This window comes from Streptomyces sp. NPDC048254 (assembly GCF_043201895.1).
Taxonomy (GTDB): Bacteria; Actinomycetota; Actinomycetes; order Streptomycetales; family Streptomycetaceae; genus Streptomyces.
In genome coordinates, this window is record NZ_JBICZJ010000010.1 from 404,839 (window position 1) to 424,313 (window position 19,475).

Annotated in this window: 12 protein-coding genes and 2 pseudogenes; 4 read left to right on the forward strand and 10 right to left on the reverse strand. The window is 69.3% G+C overall.

Going from position 1 to position 19,475, the window contains the following annotated elements; genetic code table 11:
- Positions 1–136 precede the first annotated feature (136 nt).
- Positions 137–1,378 (forward strand): serine hydrolase domain-containing protein, encoded by a 1,242-nt coding sequence (locus ACGFZQ_RS28670; RefSeq protein ID WP_393842750.1) that lies wholly within the window; start codon positions 137–139, stop codon positions 1,376–1,378.
- A 177-nt stretch (positions 1,379–1,555) separates the two neighbouring features.
- Positions 1,556–3,055: a flavin-containing monooxygenase gene (locus ACGFZQ_RS28675; RefSeq protein WP_393842751.1), complete on the forward strand. Its 1,500-nt coding sequence runs from the start codon at positions 1,556–1,558 to the stop codon at positions 3,053–3,055.
- Positions 3,056–3,278: 223 nt separating this feature from the next.
- On the opposite strand, the gene ACGFZQ_RS28680 is transcribed toward ACGFZQ_RS28675, so the two are convergent.
- The 5 genes from ACGFZQ_RS28680 to ACGFZQ_RS28700 all read right to left on the reverse strand — a co-directional run bounded on the left by ACGFZQ_RS28680 (position 3,279) and on the right by ACGFZQ_RS28700 (position 11,727).
- A complete protein-coding gene (locus tag ACGFZQ_RS28680) occupies positions 3,279–5,399 on the reverse strand; it encodes an alpha-galactosidase (RefSeq protein ID WP_393842752.1) in 2,121 nt (706 codons plus the stop codon).
- Positions 5,400–5,497: 98 nt separating this feature from the next.
- Positions 5,498–8,089: a CBM35 domain-containing protein gene (locus ACGFZQ_RS28685; RefSeq protein WP_393842753.1), complete on the reverse strand. Its 2,592-nt coding sequence runs from the start codon at positions 8,087–8,089 to the stop codon at positions 5,498–5,500.
- Positions 8,090–8,199: 110 nt separating this feature from the next.
- Entirely contained in the window at positions 8,200–9,279 is a 1,080-nt protein-coding gene (locus ACGFZQ_RS28690; protein ID WP_393842754.1) for a LacI family DNA-binding transcriptional regulator, read from the reverse strand.
- Positions 9,280–9,307: 28 nt separating this feature from the next.
- The gene (locus ACGFZQ_RS28695) at positions 9,308–9,706 is read right to left on the reverse strand and encodes a carbohydrate ABC transporter permease (RefSeq protein ID WP_393842755.1); all 399 of its coding nucleotides are present in this window, start codon (positions 9,704–9,706) and stop codon (positions 9,308–9,310) included.
- A 389-nt stretch (positions 9,707–10,095) separates the two neighbouring features.
- Positions 10,096–11,727 carry a long-chain-fatty-acid--CoA ligase gene (locus ACGFZQ_RS28700; protein WP_393842756.1) on the reverse strand — a complete coding sequence of 544 codons (1,632 nt, stop codon included), beginning with the start codon at positions 11,725–11,727 and terminating at the stop codon, positions 10,096–10,098.
- Positions 11,728–11,982: 255 nt separating this feature from the next.
- On the opposite strand from ACGFZQ_RS28700, the gene ACGFZQ_RS28705 reads away from it, so the two are divergent.
- Together ACGFZQ_RS28705 and ACGFZQ_RS28710 are read left to right on the forward strand one after the other, a co-directional pair.
- Positions 11,983–12,588, forward strand: a complete 606-nt coding sequence (locus ACGFZQ_RS28705) for a TetR/AcrR family transcriptional regulator (protein ID WP_393842757.1) — start codon at positions 11,983–11,985, stop codon at positions 12,586–12,588.
- A 606-nt stretch (positions 12,589–13,194) separates the two neighbouring features.
- A pseudogene (locus ACGFZQ_RS28710) lies at positions 13,195–13,560 on the forward strand (3-hydroxyacyl-CoA dehydrogenase NAD-binding domain-containing protein); the annotation flags it as partial.
- A gap of 5 nt (positions 13,561–13,565) precedes the next feature.
- On the opposite strand, the gene ACGFZQ_RS28715 reads toward ACGFZQ_RS28710, so the two are convergent.
- The 5 genes and pseudogenes from ACGFZQ_RS28715 to ACGFZQ_RS28735 all read right to left on the reverse strand — a co-directional run bounded on the left by ACGFZQ_RS28715 (position 13,566) and on the right by ACGFZQ_RS28735 (position 19,456).
- The gene (locus tag ACGFZQ_RS28715; RefSeq protein WP_393842803.1) at positions 13,566–14,168 is read right to left on the reverse strand and encodes an ATP-binding protein; all 603 of its coding nucleotides are present in this window, start codon (positions 14,166–14,168) and stop codon (positions 13,566–13,568) included.
- A gap of 6 nt (positions 14,169–14,174) precedes the next feature.
- Positions 14,175–14,411, reverse strand: a pseudogene (locus ACGFZQ_RS28720) (PP2C family protein-serine/threonine phosphatase); the annotation flags it as partial.
- Positions 14,326–16,410, reverse strand: a complete 2,085-nt coding sequence (locus tag ACGFZQ_RS28725) for a PAS domain-containing protein (RefSeq protein ID WP_393842804.1) — start codon at positions 16,408–16,410, stop codon at positions 14,326–14,328. The gene ACGFZQ_RS28725 and the pseudogene ACGFZQ_RS28720, both read right to left, overlap by 86 nt.
- Positions 16,411–16,709: 299 nt before the next feature.
- The gene (locus ACGFZQ_RS28730) at positions 16,710–18,233 is read right to left on the reverse strand and encodes a class I adenylate-forming enzyme family protein (RefSeq protein WP_393842758.1); all 1,524 of its coding nucleotides are present in this window, start codon (positions 18,231–18,233) and stop codon (positions 16,710–16,712) included.
- Between the two features lie 74 nt (positions 18,234–18,307).
- Positions 18,308–19,456, reverse strand: coding sequence for a saccharopine dehydrogenase family protein (locus ACGFZQ_RS28735; RefSeq protein ID WP_393842759.1), 1,149 nt, complete (start codon positions 19,454–19,456; stop codon positions 18,308–18,310).
- Positions 19,457–19,475: the final 19 nt, after the last annotated feature.

Sequence of the window (19,475 nt, forward strand, 5' to 3'; positions counted from 1 at the left end):
GATGCGGCAGATGTCGGCCCGCCGGGTCGGTGACCTCGACTGTTGCCGTTTGATCAATCATTCCGGAGTTGCCGTCGGCGTCGGTTTCGGTCCGTGGTCCGGACCGCTGGATGCCCGAGTCGCCGTAAGGAGCGTCATGTCGATTCAGTCGCAGACCACGTACTCGGAGGGGTTCGTCGCACCGGGCTTCGAGCCACTGCGAGAGGCGTTCGAACGGAACTTCGTGCAGTACGGCGAGGTGGGGGCGTCCTGCGCGGTCTATGTCGACGGTGAGCCGAAAGTCGACCTGTGGGGCGGGCCGGCCGATGTCGTCACCGGACGGCCGTGGCAGCAGGACACGGTCGGGCTGGCCTACTCCGTGACGAAGGGCGCCACGGCGATCCTCTGCTGCCTGCTGGCCGACCGTGGAGAGCTCGACCTGGACGCTCCTGTCGCACGCTACTGGCCGTCCTTCGCCGGCAACGGTAAGGCCGGTGTCTCCGTCCGGATGATCCTGGCCCACCAGGCCGGTCTGCCAGTGCTCGACGGCCGGTTCACACGTGCGGAGATCCTTGAGGACGGCGTCGCCGCGCGCGCACTGGCCGGACAGGAGCCGCTCTGGACGCCCGGCACCGCCTTCGGCTACCACGCCCTCACCTACGGCTGGCTTCTCGACGAGGTGGTCCGGCGCGCCACCGGCCGCACGATCCGGGACCTGTTCGCCCGTGAGGTCGTCGGGCCGCTAGGCCTCGACTTCTTCATCGGTCTGCCCGACGGCGTGGAGCACCGGGTCGCGGCTCTGGTCGACGACCCCATGTCGCCTCGCCCCGCCGACTCGCCCGATTCCTCGCTCGCGGAGAGGATCCCCGATCCGGAGCTGAGACGGGCGATCGGCGGCGGCCGGCGGGAGGCGGCGGGCCTGTCGTCGTTGCTGACCCGGGCGATGACCGTCAACGGTGCGTTGAGAACACCCGACGCCGACGAGTGGAACACCCCGAGCATCCGCCGGGCATCGCTTCCCGCGGCCAACGGCATCACCAACGCCCGCTCCGTGGCACGGCTTTACGCGTCCTGCGTCGGCGAGGTGGACGGGCTGAGACTGCTCAGTGGAGACATGGTCACGGCAGCGACCGGGGAGCAGAGCGCGGGACGCGATCGGGTGACCGAACTGGACGCGCGGTTCGGCAGCGGGTTCATGCTGCCCACTGCTGGGGTGCCGATGCTCTCGGAGAGCTCCTTCGGGCACGAGGGTGTCGGGGGTGCGCTCGGGTTCGCCGACCGCGATGCCCGGGTCGGCTTCGGATATGTGCAGAACCTGCTGAAGACCGGGATCACAGGGGGGCCGGACCTGCGGGTCGCGGGACTCCTCTCGGCGTTGCGCGACTCGCTCGGACGGTAGGCGGGGTCCCCTTCCGCGGGCGCTTCCCGGCTCTCTGCGGCCATTGACACGCGGCGGCGTCTCACGCATTCTGATCGTACGATCAGGTCATTTGATCAGAAGTCCTCGCTGTCGGCCTTCCAGGAGGTCGCAGCTCGGAGGACATCATCCCTGCCCTTCAGCCGACAGAGGACGGTCATGACTCGTATTCAAGGCGGCCATCCCACGGTCGTCATCGTGGGCTCGGGCTTCTCGGGGCTCTGCGCCGCCATCAAGCTCAAGAGTGCCGGGATCGACGACTTCGTCATCCTTGAGAAGGACTCGGACGTCGGCGGCACCTGGCGGGACAACACCTACCCGGGCGCCGCCTGCGACGTACCGAGCGTGCTCTACTCCTACTCGTTCCGCCAGAACCCGGACTGGACGCGGCACTTCCCGTCCTGGGACGAACTCCACGCGTACCTGCGGCAGGTGGTGGACGTCTACGGCCTCGGCCGGCACCTCAGGTTCGGGGTCGAGGTGGAGGAGATGCGCTTCGACGAGACCAGCGGTACCTGGACCGTGAGCACCGGGGCGGGCGAGTCCATCCGGACCAGGTTCGTGGTGAACGCGACCGGGGTGCTGAGCAAGCCCGTCGTCCCCGAGATCGCCGGCCTGGAGACCTTCGACGGCAAGACCTTCCACTCCGCCCGGTGGGATCACGATCACGACTTCACAGGGCGCCATGTCGCGGTGATCGGAACGGGCGCGAGTGCCGTTCAGTTCGTGCCCCATCTGGCCGAACAGGCCGAGAAGCTCTACGTGTTCCAGCGGTCGCCGCACTGGGTGACGCCCCGGGGCGACGCGGAGATACCCGAGTCTCGGCGCCGCCTCTACAGCCGTCTGCCCTTCGTCCAGCGGCTGCGGCGCTGGGCGACGTACTGGGAGTTCGAAACGCTCGCCCGCGGATTCCTCGGACACCCCAAGGTGGTGGAGCGCTACCGGGAGCGGGCGCTGGACTTCCTGAAGGAGTCCGTGCCCGACGAAGCCCTGAGGGCCGCACTCACCCCTGACTACGCCCCCGGGTGCAAGCGCCGGCTGGTGTCGGACGACTGGTTCCCCGCGCTGCAGCGCGGCAACGTCGAACTGGTCACGACCGGCGTGCGCGAGATCACGGCGGACTCGGTCGTCCCTGCGGACGGAACGCCGCGCCAGGTCGACACGATCGTCTTCGGCACCGGCTTCGCCGCCACGGACTTCCTCGCCCCGATGAAGGTCTTCGGACGGGACGGTGTCGAGATCTCCGACGCCTGGAAGGACGGCGCCGCCACCAAGCTGGGGATCTCGGCCTCGGCGTTCCCCAACTTCTTCATGATGCTCGGCCCGAACACCGCACTCGGGCACAACTCGATGGTGTTCATGATCGAGGCCCAGACCCGTTACATCGTCGGAGCCATCAAGCACGCGCGCGCGAAGGGGATACGGGCTCTCGAACTGCGTCCCGAGGTTCAGACGAGCGCCTACCGCAAGACCCAGCGGCTGATGAAGAAGACCGTCTGGGTCTCCGGCGGCTGCCGGAGCTGGTACCAGTCGGCGGACGGCCGCATCGACACGCTGTGGCCGGCCACGACCGTGTCGTACTGGTGGCAGACGAAGCGGTTCAAGGCCGACGACTACCGGTCTGCCGAGGGCAGGCAGAAGAACCGGTCCGCACACTGACCAGGGCACTGCCGTGCGGTGCATCCGACCGGTGACGCCGGGGCACGCCACCACGACATGTGGATGTGCACTGTCCAGCAGTAGTGGTGCGCGAGCGCCGTGCAGGACCCCGCACGGCGTTCTGGCCGCCTTGGGCTTCTACGCCAACGGACAGCATTCTGCTGCTCGACGTGCTCGACGCAGCTCCGGCCGGCTGCGGTGCCCTGTACCGGTCCTGCCGCCGTCAGTCCTCCCGCACCAGGTGGACCAGGGCGCTCGCGTTGTCGTTCGGCGTGAGTGTCAGCGGCAGGCCGTGGCTGAGCAGGACGGCGCCATGGTGCCGTGCCCCGGTGTCGGCGTCGCGATAGCGGGCGTCCGGGGCGAGGGCGCGCAGCGGCAGGGCGGGGTCGGCGTGGCCGAAACGGCGGGCGCGGCGCGTGACGAGGACGGCGGCCTCGGTGCCGTCGGCGGCCAAGTACTGGACGGCGCTGAGTTCACCGTCTCCCGGGGCGCGCAGCCGGTACTGGAGGCCGTGCTGGACCAGCGGGCGGACGCGCTTGTACGCGGCGACCAGTTCGGCGGCGCGGGCGAGTTCGGGGTCGGTCCAGCGGGTGAGGTCGCCGCCGATGCCCAGGACGCCGGCCATGGCGACGTGGAAGCGGAAGTCGAGGGGGAGGCTGCGGCGAGTGTAGGGGTTGGGGCTGTCGGTGACCCAGGCGCCCATCACGCGGGCCGGGTAGAGCTGGGAGAAGCCGTGCTGGATGTCGAGGCGGTCGAGGGCGTCGGTGTTGTCGGAGGTCCACATCTGGTCGGTGCGGGCGAGGATGCCGGGGTCGAGCCGGGCGCCGCCGCTGCCGCAGGACTCGATGCGCAGGTGCGGGTGGGTGGCGCGGAGCCGGTCGATGACGGCGTAGAGGTGATTGACGTGGTCGGTCCACAGGGCTTCGGGGTCGCCTTCGGCGTCGGGCCAGCCGGCCTCGGTGAAGGGGCGGTTGAAGTCCCATTTGAGGAAGTCGATGTCGTTCTTGGTGAGCAGTTCGTCGAGCCGGTCGTACATCCAGGCGGCGACGTCGGGGCGGGCCAGGTTGAGGACGAGCTGGTTGCGGGCCTCGGTGCGGCGGCGGGTGAGGTGGTGCAGGACCCAGTCGGGGTGGGCCCGGTATAGGTCGCTGTCGGGGTTGACCATTTCGGGCTCGACCCACAGGCCGAAGCGCATGCCGAGTTCGTGGACCCGGTCGATCAGCGGCGTGAGTCCGTCGGGGAAGCGTTCGGGGTTGGGGGTCCAGTCGCCCAGGCCGGCCGCGTCGTGCGTGCGGGCGCCGAACCAGCCGTCGTCCATGACGAACAACTCGACGCCGAGCGCGGCGGCACGCTCGGCGAGGGCGCTCTGGCCCTCGATGCCGACGTCGAACTCGGTGGCCTCCCACGAGTTGTAGAGCACCGGCCGCACCTCCCGTGGGTGCGGCAGCACATGGTCGAGCAGATAGCGGTGCCAGGCGCGGCCGGCACCGCCGAAACCGCCCTCGGTGTACGCGGCGGCGCTGACCGGGGTGCGCAGCTCGGCGCCGGGCGGCAACTGTGGGGTGATGGGGGAGTGGCCCGCCCCGGCGGACACGGCGACGCGTTCGGTGGGCAGACGCTGCACGGTGAGCTGCCAGCTGCCGCTCCATGCCAGGGCGGCGGAGTGGACGCGGCCGTGGTCCTCCGTGGCGGTGCCGTCGTCGAGCATGACCCAGGGGTTGGCGTGGTGGCTGGTGGTGCCCCGGCGGCTGCTCAACACGGTCTCGCCATAGGGCAGTTCGGTGCGGGTGAGCTGGGTCTCGGCGCCCCACTGGCCGTGTACCTGGCTGAGTCGGTAGCCGTTCAGGCGTGGGACGTTCCAGGTCGCGGAGTCGGCTCGGACGACGGTGACGGGGCCGTCGGCGGCCTCGGTTCCGGTGTGACGCAGTACGAGGTGCCGCTCCATGACATCGGTGTCGGCGTGGACCCGGAAGTGTGCCTCGATCGTCAGCGGGTAGTGCCGGTCGGAGAAGGTCAGGGCCAGTTCGTGGGCGCTGCGGGTCTCGCCGGTCCAGCGCAGCTCCAGGTCCCGTACGCCGTCGGCGAAGCGGACCTGGACGGCGGCGTGGCCGTAGCGCATCGCCCCGGCGGTGTCGAGCGCGAGGGCGCCGTCGGCCGGGTCCTCGAACTGGCGGCGCGGAAGCGGCCGTTCGAGCAGGGAGGCGGCCTGCTCCAGGGTGAGCACCGGGCCCCAGTGCAGGCCGCGCAGCCGGTCCTCGTCGTCGAGGTGCAGGACGTACGAGGAGGCTGGTCCGGACAGGACCCACAGCCGGTGGTCGGGGTCGTGGGCGATGTACGGCGGCATGGCAGCAGGCCTTTCGGGCGGGGTGACGCGGGGTCGGTGGGCGGGCCGTCCGCCGCAGCGCGAGGCTGCGGTGGACGGCCCTCACGAGGTGGTGGAGGTCAGCCGAGTACGGGCGCCACCTCGATGTAGTCGATGTTGGGTGCCCAGCCGGTGGAGTTGGAGAACGTCAGGGTGTTGGTGCCTGCCGCGAGGCTGACGGTGGTGGGGAGCGACCAGTAGTCGTTCCAGCTGTAGGTGTTGCGGAAGGTGAGGGTGTTGGCGGTGCCGCCGTTCACCGACAGGTCGGCGGTGCGGGACTCGACGTTGGTGTTGTAGTTGCCGGTGCCGGCGCGGTCGTTGTCGGCGTAGTGGATGACGACGGTGTAGCGGCCGGCTGCCGAGGCACTGACGCTGCCGAAGGTCAGCTTGTTCGCGGTGCCGTTGCCGATGTAGCCGACGTTCTTGCCGCCCGAGGCCCAGCTGTCGGTCTGCGCGACCGCCGCGCCGCTGAGGGTGGCGTTCTCCGCCTGATAGGTGGTGACGCCCGTGGCGGAACCGGCGCCGGTGACCTTCAGGTCGCGCAGGGTGATGGTGGTGCTGCTGTTCGGGGTGATCTTGAGGCGGTTGATTCCGGCGGACAGGTAGAGCTTGGTGCTCGACGTCGTCGCCGATCCGCCCGACGATCCGTAGGTCGCGACAGTGGTGCCGTTCAGGGCGAGCGCCGTGGAACCGCCCGCCGAGGTGTAGTCGGTGCTGACGGTGTAGTACCCGTCGGTGGCCGCGTAGGTGTCGAAGGTCGTGCTGCCGCCGCTGGTCAGCACCACCGCGCCGGTGCCGGTCTCGCCGACGTTGCTGTACGAGTACGAGGCGCTGCCGCTGGTGTCGGCGAAGGCCGCGTCGTACACGGTCTCCGGGGTGCTCTGCGCGGCGGTCAGGTCGATCTTGTCGAGGGTGACCTCACCGGTGGCGGTGCCCAGCGTGGAGTTGGAGACGGCGAGCGCGATGGTGTGGCTGCCGGCGCTCAGAGTGACGGGCACGGTCACGGTGCTGCGGTACTGCCAGTTGAGCGTGGACGGGTAGTTCACGAACTGCGGGTTCGCGCCGTCGACGGTCAGCACCTGCTGGGAGGGGGTGCCGTGCTGGTTGCCGTAGAAGATGGCGAGGTTGTACGTGCCCGCGCTGGGGACCGAGACCGAGAAGGCGACCTTGCTGTCGGCGGCGCTGATGTAGCCGACGTCCTTGGTGCCCGAGGTGGCGTAGCCGTTGTAGTTGGACACCGTCCCCTGGGTGACGACGGTGGCGTCGGTGATGGTGGCGTTCTCGGCCTCGTAGGACGCGCTCCACGGCACGGTGGGCGCGGTGGCGGTGCCGCCGCCGTTCGGGGTGACGGTGATGCGGTAGGCGGACATGGCGTTCAGGCCGGTCAGCGGGACGGTGATGCTGCCGCCGGAGGGGGTGTAGGCGGCGCGGGACATCGTCAGCGGAGTCGCCGATGCGCCCTCGTACCCACCCCAGTTGAGGGCCTGGACGGTGACCTCGACCTTGCTGCCGAAGGTCGCGCCGGGAATGTTGTTCAGCACGACATTGGTGTCCGAGGCGGAGCCGCCGACGATGACCTGGGCCTGCTTGCGGGTGGTGTCCAGGGACGCCATGCCCTGCAGGGTGTCCGTGGCGTTGGCCGACGGCGGGGTCACCTTGACGGTCTTGCCGGTCAGGCCCGCGTACCAGCGCCAGAACCACCAGGTGCTGTTGGGTGTGTTGGTGCGTATGGCGGTGTTGCCGTCGAGGTTGCCCGCCATGTCCCAGTAGGCCTGTTCGCCGTAGGACTTGGTGTTCTCCAGCATCGAGGTCCACTGCACCATCTGGCCGGGCACCGACAGGTCACGCCGGTCGGCGTACTCGTCGATGTTGATGGGGCGCGCGCTGATGCCGCGGGCGGTCTCCAGGGCCCGGTAGGTGGTGTAGTGGCCCTGGTAGTCGGCGAGCGAGCCGGGGTTGAGCTCGTGCCAGGTCATCCAGTCCGGTAGTTCGGAGTTGGCCTTGGCGTAGGTCAGGAAGTCGCCCAGGAACGTGGAGTTGTACGAGGCCGTGTTGGGTCCGCCGATGACCGCCGCCGGGTAGTCCGCCTTGATGCGGTCATAGACGGTCGACCAGTCGGCGAGGAACTTGTCGCGGGCGCTCTGGTAGGTGGAGGTGTCGGAGGAGTTGAGACCGGAGTACCAGATGCCGTCCGGCTCGTTGAACGGGACGAAGACGACGTCGGAGGCGTAGGAGCTGGCCTTGATGGCGTTGACGACGGTGTCGACCTTGGTCAGGTAGTCGGCGATGCCCAGGTTCTGGTAAGGCCAGTCGGAGTACATGTCCTGGATGTTGCAGAAGAGCTTGCCCCCGCCGTTGCGCTTGAAGGATGCCGCCACCTTCAGAATGTCGCCGTTGGGGTGCTGCGCGCCGCCCGGAGGCTTCTGGGAGACGGTGGTCAGCTTGAGCGGCGCCAGCAGGTTGTCGCCGGGTACGCCGTCGTCACTGAGTCCGTACAGCGAGCCGTTGGCCCCGTGCAGGACATCGCCGGTGGTCGTGCCGAGGTCGGCGGTGAAGGTCTGGGTGGCGGCGGAGGCGGTGGCCGGCAGCGCCAAGGAGGCCCCGAGCATGGCCGCGGTGGCGAGCAGGGCGCTCGTCAGGGAATGCCTGGTGCGTCTTGTGCGGGTGGACATGGATACCTGGCTTTCTCCTCCCGCTGCGCTGCGGGAGGGCTAGGTGGGGGTGGGTGTGAACGCTCACATCCCCCGCGAATGCGAGCCCCGGGAAGCAGCGGTTGCCAGGCTCAGTCCGTGGGCCGGCCCCGCCGTGACGGGGCCGGGCCGCTGCTCTCCCGGACGATCAGCTCCGGCTCGCCCCACAGAGGCAGGGCCGGGGCGGTGTCGGGTTCGAGGAGCCGGTGGAGCATGCCGAAGCAGCCCCGGCCGAGGCCCTCGAAGTCGAGACGGACAGTGGTCAGGGCCGGATGGACGTAGGCGGACTGGGGCGCGTCGTCGAAGCCCACCACACTGAGATCGCCCGGCACGTCACGGCCCGCCTCCCTGGCCGCGCGGAGTACGCCGAGGGCCAGGTCGTCGTTGCCGCAGAGCACGGCCGTGACCGACGGGTCGGCCGCCAGTGAGCGGGCGGCGAGGTAGCCGGAGCGGGGGCCCCAGCCGGCTGTAAGAGGTTCCGGGAGCGGCTTTCCGGCCGCGCGCAGCGCGTCGCGCCAGCCCTCGGCGCGCTGGCCGATACGCGTGGTGGAGGACGGGATCGACACGTAGTGCACGGTCTCGTGGCCGAGGCCGAGGAGATAGCGGGTGGCCTGGGCGGCGGCCGCCCGGTCGTCCAGCCAGACCTGGGGCCGGTCGCCGGTGCGGCCGTCCTCGGGCCGTTCCACCACCGCCGCGGCCGGGAACTCGGCGGGCAGCGCCTGCCATGCCCGTACCCCCGGGGCATCGAAGGCGATCACGAGCACCGCCTCGCCCGGTCGGCTCACCCGGGCCGCGACGTCCGCGGGCTGCTCGGCCGAGTCGGCGTCGAGCACGCTGATCCCGACCGTGAAGTCGGCCGCCCTGGCCGCCTCCTCGATGCCCTTCAGGGTCGCCGAGGCGCCGTACAGGGAGGTGTCCGAGGTCAGGACGGTCACCGAGCGCACCGCTCCGCCGGCCAGGGCCCGGGCCATCCGGTTGGGTGTGTAGCCCAGCTCCGCGATGACGTCCAGGACCCGGGCCCGGGTCGACTCCTTGACCTTGGGGTGACCGTTGACGACCCGGGAGACGGTCTGGTGGGACACGCCCGCCTCCTTGGCCACGTCAAAGAGGCTGACGGCCTTCGGAGCCTGCGGTCCCCCGCCGGAGCGGGGCGCCGGGGTCGCTTCCTGCATGATGGGGACGACTCCTCGTCGGTACTGGCTAGTCGGTGACGGCCCGGAGCACCTTGCCGCCGCGCAGCCTGCGGTTCATGGCGAGTGCGAGGAGGAGGGCCAGGACGGTCTGGGCGGGGATGTTGAGGGCGACGTAGTACAGGGTGTTGCGCACCGAGCGCCAGACCTCGCTGTCGCCCGTCATCTCGCGGTAGTTGGCCAGCCCGACGAAGCGCGGCGACCCCATCAGGTTCCAGTCGAAGAAGCTGATCGCCACGACGCCGACGATCGGCGCGACCAGGAACAGCATGAAGCCGACCAGGCTGGGAGTGAGCAGCGCGTACGCCTCCAGGGTCTGCCGCAGCCGGCGGCGGGTCCGAGGCCCGACGACGGGGGGAGCGGTGCGGGGAGGCGTGGTGGTCGCCGGTGAGTCCGGTGTGCTCTCCATGCCGGCGATGCTTCGCCCGTGAATGTTAGCGCTCACAATTTTGCACTCCGTAGAACTTGGGCGACAGACGGCGCAGCAGCAGGCGGCACAGCAGTGGATGCGCCAGAGTGGCCACAGAATGGGCTCGGGCGCACTCTCCGACATCGGACGTTAACGTGTCGGTGACGCGAGCCATAGTGTTAGCGATAACACTCGCGGTCCGCAATACTCCGTGCGGGAGCTTTCTCTGGACCGCACGTCGGACGAGACGCGTTCGGCTGGTCGGCAGCCGATGGGACTCCGCTCGCGGCGGTGACTCGGCCGGTGTCGCCGCCATCGTGGAGGGGTGCAGGTCTCCCCGGCCGGTGGTCGTTGCGGACGGCGGCCGGGGAGAGACGGTCCTCTTGGGCTCAGCCCTGCACGCGGTGAGTGCGGCCGGCCCATTCCGGCTCGCGCAGGGCGAACTTCTGGATCTTCCCGGTCGAGGTCTTCGGCAGTTCGGCCACCAGGTCGACGTTCCGGGGCGCCTTGTAGCGCGCGATCTTCGTCCGGACGTGTTCGATCAGTTCCTCCTCGGTGGCCTCCCGGCCCGTCTTGAGGACGACGAAGGCCTTCGGCCGCTCGCCCCATTTCTCGTCCGGCACCCCGACGACCGCGACTTCGAGCACTGCCTGATGACTCATCAGTGCCTGCTCGACCTCGATGGTGGAGATGTTCTCCCCGCCGGAGATCACGACATCCTTGGCGCGGTCGCGCAACTCCACGTATCCGTCGGGATGCATGACGCCGAGGTCGCCGCTGTGGAACCACCCGCCGCGGAAGGCCTGGGCCGTGCCCTCCGGGTCGCGGTAGTAGCCCGCCATCAGGTTGTTGCCGCGCATCACGATCTCGCCCATCGTGCTGCCGTCGGCCGGCACGTCCGCCATGTGCTCGTCCACGACGCGCAGGCCCTCGGTCTGGATCATGCCGACGCCCTGGCGGGCCTGGACCGCCGCCCTCTCCTCGGGCGGGAGAGCGGACCACTGCGGCTGGGTCTGGCAGACGGAGTACGGGCCGTAGGACTCGGTCAGTCCGTAGACGTGCACGATCCCGAAGCCCATCCGCTCCATCTGCAGAATCGTCGTCGGGCTCGGCGGGGCACCGGCGGTGGTGATCACCAGCCGGTGGTCGAGCGGGCCGGCCTCCTCGGCGTTCAGGATGGTGGTGACCACGGTCGGCGCACCGTTGAGATGGGTGACCCGGTGCTTACGGATCAGCTGCCAGATGGTGTCACCGCGAACCTCGCGCAGACACACGTGCGTACCACCGATGCCGGTCACGGCCCACGGCGTACACCAGCCGTTGCAGTGGAACATCGGCAGCGTCCACAGATAGACGCTGTCCGGGTGGTGCGACGAGTGGACGATCTCTCCGAACGAGTTCAGGTAGGCGCCCCGGTGGGTGTAGACGACGCCCTTGGGGCGGCCTGTCGTGCCCGAGGTGTAGTTGATCGAGATCGGCGCGAGCTCGTCCTCCACCGACCAGTCGAGCGGGGTGTCCGAGCCGCGGGCCGTGAAATCCTCGTAGCTCACCAGCCGTGATCCGATCGCCGCGCTCGCCGCCGCGTCGGTGCCCACACCTGCCTCGGCGTCCTCGAACACGATGACTTCGGTGACCGTGTCGGCGACCTGGACGGCAGGCGCCACCGCGGGGAGGAAAGCCGAGTCGGTGATCAGTACCTTCGCGCCGGAGTGGTCGAGGATGTAGGCGATCTCCTCGCCGGACAGTCTGGTGTTGACTGCGACGAGCACCGCCTGGGCGAGCGGCACCGCGAAGTGCGCGACGAGCATCTCGGGCAGGTTCGGCATGAGATAGGCGACGCGGTCGCCGGCCCGTACGCCGCTCGCTCGAAGGGCTTGGGCCACGCGGGTCGTCTGGGCGGCGAGTTCGCCGTAGCTCAGGCTCCTGTTGCCGTAGATCACCCCCGGCTTGTCGGGCCACACGCGGGCCGTCCTCTCCAGGAAGGACAGTGGCGTCAATGGGGTGTGGGAGACGGAGTTCACGAACGTCCTCCTGGCAGCAGCGGCAAGAGACAGCGTCTTCAAGGCCTTTCAAGGTATTCAGCGTCCCGGCTCTGGTCAAGTGACTCGATCATGTGATCAGATCCGCCCCGCCCGACCCGGAAAGCCGCGGAGGTAACCGGGCAGTTTCGGACGCGAGTCAGCTTGTGGTCCCCGGTGGAGGACTAGACTGCGAGATGTTCGTTCAAATGACTAAGACAAAGGATCAGGGGAGGTCCTCGGATGACTCGGGTTCCCATGGATCAGCGCCGCCAGGACTACATCGAGGCGACGGTGCGCGTCATCGGGGAGCGTGGAGTGCGCGGTGCGACGACCCGCCGCATCGCTGAAGCCGCCGAAGCGCCTCTGGCAACGCTGCATTATTGCTTCCATACGAAGGAACAGCTGTTTTTCGCCGTTTTCGAACATGCTTCAGACCAGTTGCTCGAACGGATCGGTGCGAGCAAGGAGAGCTCCGGACTCGCGAAGGGTGCGGTGTCTCTCCTGGTCACGACGATGGACTGGTACGTGGAGAACGACGACTACGCGCGCGCGCAGTTCGACCTGTACATGTGGGCACTGCGGCAGGAGGGCCAGCATCCAGGACTGGCCACCCGGGCTTACGACCTTTTCATCGACCGTTTCGCAGCAGTGCTTCGGAAGGGAATGCGGGACGACGACGATCCGGAGTTGACGGAACCGCTGGCTCGCCTGGTGGCGTCGCACCTCGATGGCCTTTGTCTGCAATGGCACGGATATGGTGACCGCGCCCGGTTGGATGCCGACATTGCCCTGGCGGGAGAAGCGATCGAACTGCTCGTGGAGTCGCGGCGCGGGCGTGGGAGTGCTCACGTCGAGTCATAGGGTACTGAATTCCCTCAACTGTGGCACCCAGTGTCGTCGTGGCCGCGTCTACGTCCGGCGCGGATTCGATTCCCTGGACGACCCGCCACAGGGGCGCGCTGCGCCTGCGGATGAGCACGATCACGTCCTCCTCGTCGCCGCCCCCGCGAGCGTCACGATGTCGCGATCGTGGTCTGCTCGAACCCACGCTCCAGGAACAGTTGGAAGGCCGCTGTGATGGGCGAGGCGGCTCCCGCATGGCGGGTTTCGCGGCTCCGCCGGCGTCACGGTTCGTGCTCCGCTCCGCAGTCGTGACGTGGAACATAACACCTGATCTTGAGGTGACACAGCATTGCGTGTGGCACTGAGTGCCCTAAAGTAGGGTACTCAGTGCCATTTCTGTTGGTCGTCGTGAAGGGTGTGCCCATGGGCCGCGATTTCGACCTTTACCGCACGTCCGAGGAGCACGACATGCTCCGTGACGTGATCCGTTCGCCGGCCGAGGTGCGGTGTATGACGCCAAGATCACGCAGGTGTATGAGGGGACGAATCAGATTCAACGGATCGTCATGGCCCGCAACCTTCCCTGACCCGAGTGGCACGTGCCCCGAGCATCTAAGGACTCCCGTGGAAATCATCTCTCGTCTCGGCGTCGTAGGGTGCGGCTTGATGGGCTCCGGTTTCGCCGAGGTCGCCGCATGCAGTGTCGGCCTCGATGTCCTCGTCGCCGAGGCCAGACCGGAGGCTGCCGACGCCGGCAAGCGCCGTATCACCGGCTCCCTGGACCGTGCCGTCGAGCGTGGCAAGACCAGTGAGGAGGAGCGCGAACTCGCCCTCGCTCGGCTCTCGTTCACCCATGACCTCGGGGACATGGTGGACCGTCAGTTCGTCATCGAGGCCGTCGCCGAGAACCGGGACATCAAGACGAACGTCATCCGGACCCTCGACAAGGTCGTCGCCGATCCGCACGCCGTCCTGGCCACCAACACCTCCTTGGGCTAGGACGGAGGCGGCAGGAGCTGTTCGGTCCAGATGCACTTGCCAGTGATGGTGTAGCGCGCACCCCAGCGGTGGGAGAGGGCCGCGACGAGCTGGAGCCCGCGACCGCCCTCGTCGGTGTCCGAGGCGCGGCGGATGCGAGGGGTGGTCGGGCTGCCGTCGGAGACCTCGCAGACGAGGGACTGGCCTCGCAGCAGGCGCAACTGGCACGGCCCCTGCGCGTGCCGGACGACGTTCCCGACCAGCTCGCTGGCCAGGAGTTCCGTGGTCATGGCGAGGTCGTCCAGGTGCCATTGATCCAGCTGCTCGCGTACGTGGCGACGTGCCTCGCCCGCCGCGGTGGGGTGTTCGGGCAGGGGCCAGGAGGCGATGTCCTCGGCAGGCAGGCCGTGGATGCGCGCGATGAGCAGCGCGGCATCGTCGAGGGACTGCTCCTGGGCGGGCAGCAGAGCCGAGGTGACGGCATCGCACACGCGGCCGACGTCCCCGGCCTTTCCCGGGCGGTCGGAGTCGGCCCTTCGCCCATCGACGGTCGATTCGTCAGCGGTCGGCTCGGAGTTCCCGGCCGCGGCGGCGGTGAGAACTCGCCCCAGGTGGATCATGCCCTCCTCGATGTCCCGGTCGGCGGACTCGATGAGGCCGTCGGTGTAGAGCGCCAGCAGACTGCCTTCGGGAAGCTCGACGTCCACGGTCTCGAAGGGCGGGACGGCGGCGCCCAGGGGCGGGTCGGGAGCGAGTTCGGGGAAGTGGACGGTGCCGTCAGGGGTGACGACGGCGGGGGGTGGGTGGCCGGCACCGGCGAAGGTGCAGACGCGGGCGGTGGGGTCGTAGACGCCGTACAGGCAGGTGGCGTAGAAGTCGTCGCCGAGGTCGCTGACGAGGTCGTTGAGGTGGGCCAGGAGTTCGTCGGGGGGGCAGGTCGAGGTCGGCGAGGGTGTGGACCGCGGTGCGCAGCCGTCCCATGGTGACGGCCTCGGACAGGCCGTGGCCCATGACGTCGCCGACGACGAGGGCGACACGGGCCGCGGACAGCGGGATCACGTCGTACCAGTCGCCGCCGACCTCCACGCCCCGGCCGGCCGGCAGATAGCGGGCGGCGGCGGTGATCGTGGTCAGTGCCGGCAGGGTGCGCGGGAGCATGCCGCGCTGCAGTTCCTGGGCGCGGGTGTGCTCGGCGTCGTACAGATGGGCCCGTTCGAAGGCCTGGGCGATGAGCCCGGTCAGGGTGGTGAGCAGGGTGCGCTCCTCACCAGTGAGGTGGCGTGGAGCGGCGAAGGAGATGACCCAGCAGCCGATGGGATGGCCGGATGCGGTCAGTGGCAGGAACGCCCAGGCCTGCTTCTCTCCCGCGGCCGGGTAGTCGGCGATCTGCGGATACCGTTCGGCGAACTGCTCCGGGGAATCGATGAACCGCGGGGTCTGGCTGTCGAGTACTTCGGCGACCGGTGACGGTTTCGTGAGCCGTAGGGCGTTGAGACGGTCGACGAATGCCGGTGGGTACCCGACCGCCCCCATCACCCGCAGGTGGTCGCCCTCAATGGCGTGAATGATCAGCCCCGCGGCGCCAAAGGGCGACACCACGTGATCCCGGATCGCGCTCACGACGTTCTGCACCGTGAGGGCCTGAGCGAAGGCCCTGGTCAACTCCCCGATGCGAGCGGCGCGTTCGGCGCTGGCGCGTTCGGCATGGGCACGTTCGGCCTCATGCGTCCGCTGCTCCGTCACGTCGGTGAAGTACACCGTCAGACCACCGGGTACCGGGACCAATCTCATGTGGTACCAGCGTCGTGTGTCGGGCGACTCGATGTCGAAGCCGGTCGGCGTGCCGTCGGCGACGGCCTGGCGGCACCGCTTCTCCAGGCCGACAGCGCTGATGCCGTGGACGGCTTCCCACAGCACCTGGCCGAGCAGTTTGTCCGCGGTGCTGAAGAAGCGCTCCGCCTGGACGTTGACGTAGGTGATACACCAGTCGGCGTCGACGGCGAAGAACCCGTCGCTCATGTGCCGCAGAGCACGGCCGACCCAGTCGCGCGCCATCCGCGGCTGCGTGGTGTCCCAGGCGGTGCCGATCATACGAACGGGCTCTCCGTGCTCGTCGAGGATGACCTGGCCGCGGCCCTCGATCCAGCTGATGCTGCCGTCCGGTCGGCACAGCCGGTACTCGACGCTGTACACACCCCGGTTCGCGATCACCTTCTCGACCTCGGCTTTCACCGCGGGCAGATCGTCGGGATGGATGAGCGCTGTCCAGGTCTCGATCCGCCCGTCATAGGTGTCCGGGTCCAGTCCGCTCGCCGTCAACATCGTCTCGTCGCAGAGCAGGGCGCCGGTCCGCAGGTCCCAGTCCCAGGCTCCGACCTTGACCGCCCGCATGGCCTGGTGGCGGGAGCCGGACGGTTCCTGCCACCAGGCGGGCGTCAACGGGCTCGGGGCGGGCGGAGACTTCCGCAGGCAATCGGCGGCGCACTCCGCCAGCTCCCGCAGAAACAGCTGCTCGTCCGCGTCCGGCTCGTCCGCGGTGGCGGTCAGCACGGACACGGTGCCCACCGGGCCCTGCGGGCCGGGGAGGGGGACGGCTGCCAGCCCGGTGCCTTCGGGAAGGTCTCCGGGCCTCTGCCCCGGCTCGGCCGCGGCGAAGAGCCATACGAAAGTGCCGGTGCGGACCGCCAGAGCGGGAGCCGTCGCCTCGTCCTGGGCGAGGTCCTCCCACGCGTGTGCGAAGGCGCGCGGGAGTCCACTGGCCGCGGCCAGGCGCAACCCGTGCTCCGCGCCGCCGGCCAGATGCACCATGCCGCCCAGTCCGCCGAGCTCGGCGACGGCCTGGTGCAGTATGAGTCGCAGCATTTCCGTGTCAGGCGGGCCGTCGGTCGCCTGCAGCAACCGCAGCCGTGCCTCACGCACCCGCTCCGCCGGGGTGTCGGGCTCACGAGTACGACGTCCGCTCTCGCTCACTCCATCACCTGCCGCTCTGTGGAGCCACCGCAGGAAAAAGCCTCAGGGCCGCACCAAAAGACCGCTCTGAGACCACCAATTCTACGCGGCAAGGTCGACATCTCCGGGCGAACACGGAAAAACAGATACGTAGGGCTCGGAACCGGTAACTTCCGGTGCCGAGCCCTGTGCGCTGCCGTACCTTTGCGCGCTCACCGCACGTCGGGCGCCCCCGAGGCGGCATGCAGTGAGAACTGTCGTGCGACCTCGCGGCGGTCGACCTTTCCTGAGGCGGTCAGGGGCAGCCTGTCGTAGATCACCCACTGCTCAGGGACCGCGTAGTCGGGCAGCCGCTGCGAGAGGTGGTCCCGGGCGGCGTGCTCGTCGAACCCGGTGTCCGGGCGGGGCTCGACGGCCGCGGCCACGCGCTGCTGAAGGACCGGGTCCTCGATGCCGAACACCACGACCTGCCCGACGTCGGGACGCTGCGCGATGCACGACTCGACGAAGGACGGCAAGATCTTCTCCCCACCGCGGTTGATGACGTCGTCGACCCGTCCGGTGAGCCAGAGCAGGCCCTCGTCGTCGAGGTAGCCGAGGTCTCCGGTCCGGAGCCACTGTCCGCGGAACTTCTGCGCGGTCAGTTCGGGCCGGCGCCAGTAGCCGGTCATCCGGGTGGGGCCGGCCACCCACACCTCGCCGGTCCGGCCCGGGGCCTGGGCGCGCCCCTCGTCGTCCACGACCTTGAGCCGTACGCGCGGCGCCGGCACCCCCACCGACTCGCCCTTGGCCGCCACGAGTTCATGCGGCAGGAAACTGACGATCGAGGTGAACTCACTCAGCCCGTAGGCGTGGGTAAGACGCAAGTGCGGCCAGCGGTCGAGAAGCTCGTCGATCCATGCCGCGGGCATCGGGCTGCCGCCGAAGAACAGCTTCGAGGCGGGGCCGTAGATGTGCTCGGCCTCGTCGGACATCATGAGCAGCCGCAGGATGCTCGGGACCGCGGCGAGGAAGGTGACCGGTCGTTCCCGTAGTTCGGTGATCGCGTCGGCCGTACGGTACTTCGTCAGCAGGTGGGTGCAGCCGCCTGCGACGAGCATGTGGCCGAACTGGTCGTTGAATCCCGTGTTGTGGAATATCGGCACGAGAACCAGCGTGCTGTCGTCCTGGGTGCTTCCGTGGAACTCGGCGACCGCGAGGGCTCCCTTGTACAGGGCCTCGTGGCTGATCACGGCACCCTTCGGGACGCCTGTGGTGCCGGAGGTGAAGCTGATGAGGGCGAGGTCCTCGGGGCCGACGGCAGGGTCGGCGGAGCCTGGAAGGAGTTCGCTCTCCCGGGACCACCGGAGCAGGTCGCCGAGTTCGATCACCTCGCGGCCGGGCCGCGCACTGCCCCGTGCGAGGTCCGCGTGGGCGGGGTCGTGCAGGACGGCCTTCGCCTCGATCAGATCGCACTGGTCGCTCAACTGGCCTGGACTGAGGCGGTTGTTGGCAGGGGCCACGACGACGCCCAGGCGCAGGCACGCAAGGTACGCCGTGACCCAGGCCATGCTGTTCAGGCCGATGAGGACAACCCGGTCACCCCTGCCCGCGCCGCGCGCCGCGAGGGTCACGGCGACGCGGTCGACGCTCGCGTCCAGTTCGGCGTAGGTGAGCCGCTCGGCACCGTGACGCAGGGCCACGCTGTCCGGGGTCTCGCGCGCCCAGCTTCGCAGGGCCGCAGGCAGGGTCCGCACCGGCTCGCTCCGAATCTCTGTCCGCACGGATGGCGTGGATGGCATGGCTGGCATGGATGGCGGCACCCTCTGAACTAGGCCACGGACGAGGGCTGCACGCGCGTGATGCGGGCGCCCTCGCCGGCGAGCGACACAAGGATCTCTTCGTACAGCGGCAGCGCCACGTCCCAGCGCAGTTCCTCGGGCCCCCAAGCGCCTGCCCGGGCACCGTGGCCCATGAGCACGACCGCCGCCACCGCGGCGCCGAGTCCCGTGGTCCGCGACATCGGGGCGTCGTCAGTGATCACGAGGGAGTCGAGGACCTCCTGGCCCGCCAGAGCCTGGACGAGGACCGCCGACGAGGCGCTCGGCCGCTTCGCGGGCTTGCGGTTGTAGCGGGCCCACATCAGCTTCCACAGGAACTCGGCGGGCTCCACCTGCGTGCCGTCGACGTCGACCCGCACATCGGTGTAACCGAAGCCGATCCGGCCGAGCGTGGAGAAGGCGGCGTTGGCCCAGTCGGGCCGCAGCGTGCCCTTGCAACTCGCGTACGTCAGCCGCGGGTAGTGCCGCGACAGCGTGAGCGGCTCGGGGTGCGCGGTGTCGTAGGCCTCGATCACACCGTGCGGATCGGGGAATCCGTAGGACGCGGCGGTCGAAGGCACGAACCCGGGCGACTGCTCCCACTTCCCGTCCCGCCAGACCGGACAGGTGCTCACGGCCATGTGCAGCATGTGCCGCAGCGGGGCCAGGCCGCCGGGGTCGCTCTCGTGGACGAGCCAGACGACCTGGACGCCGTCGGCGGCGGGGTGGGCGTCCAGCAGACGGCTGGCCATCCAGTTGGAGACGCCGGGAGACAGGCCGGCCCCGGTGATGAGGGGGACATCCGCCTTCTTCGCCTCGGCGTCCAGGGCCAGGATGGCCTCGGTCCCCTCGACGTCGTCGCAGATGTCGACGTACGCGGCTCCCGCGGCCAGGGCGGCGCGCGCGACGGCGTCGGAGCCGGCGAAGAAGGGGCCGGTGAGGTTGACGACGGCGTCGACGCCCGTCAGGTCCACCCCGCCCCTCGACACATCGGCGAGTCGCCCGGTCACTCGTTCCGGGGCCAGCGACTCCGCGTGCTTCACCGCCTCCTCGGACCGGTCCAGCGCGACGAACCGCGCGTCGGGCAGCTGGTCGAGCAGGATGCCCAGGGCGCTGCGGCCCATCTGCCCCAGCCCGACCACGGCGATGGTGCGCGTCATGTGTGTCTCCTCATAGGTG

Bases quoted from the DNA above. Each gene is read 5' to 3' on its own strand.
- ACGFZQ_RS28670 (WP_393842750.1), top strand. From the start codon at position 137: ATGTCGATTCAGTCGCAGACCACGTACTCGGAGGGGTTCGTCGCACCG.
- ACGFZQ_RS28675 (WP_393842751.1), top strand. From the start codon at position 1,556: ATGACTCGTATTCAAGGCGGCCATCCCACGGTCGTCATCGTGGGCTCG.
- ACGFZQ_RS28680 (WP_393842752.1), bottom strand. From the start codon at position 5,399: ATGCCGCCGTACATCGCCCACGACCCCGACCACCGGCTGTGGGTCCTG.
- ACGFZQ_RS28685 (WP_393842753.1), bottom strand. From the start codon at position 8,089: ATGTCCACCCGCACAAGACGCACCAGGCATTCCCTGACGAGCGCCCTG.
- ACGFZQ_RS28690 (WP_393842754.1), bottom strand. From the start codon at position 9,279: ATGCAGGAAGCGACCCCGGCGCCCCGCTCCGGCGGGGGACCGCAGGCT.
- ACGFZQ_RS28695 (WP_393842755.1), bottom strand. From the start codon at position 9,706: ATGGAGAGCACACCGGACTCACCGGCGACCACCACGCCTCCCCGCACC.
- ACGFZQ_RS28705 (WP_393842757.1), top strand. From the start codon at position 11,983: ATGGATCAGCGCCGCCAGGACTACATCGAGGCGACGGTGCGCGTCATC.
- ACGFZQ_RS28715 (WP_393842803.1), bottom strand. From the start codon at position 14,168: ATGATCCACCTGGGGCGAGTTCTCACCGCCGCCGCGGCCGGGAACTCC.
- ACGFZQ_RS28725 (WP_393842804.1), bottom strand. From the start codon at position 16,410: ATGCTGCGACTCATACTGCACCAGGCCGTCGCCGAGCTCGGCGGACTG.
- ACGFZQ_RS28735 (WP_393842759.1), bottom strand. From the start codon at position 19,456: ATGACGCGCACCATCGCCGTGGTCGGGCTGGGGCAGATGGGCCGCAGC.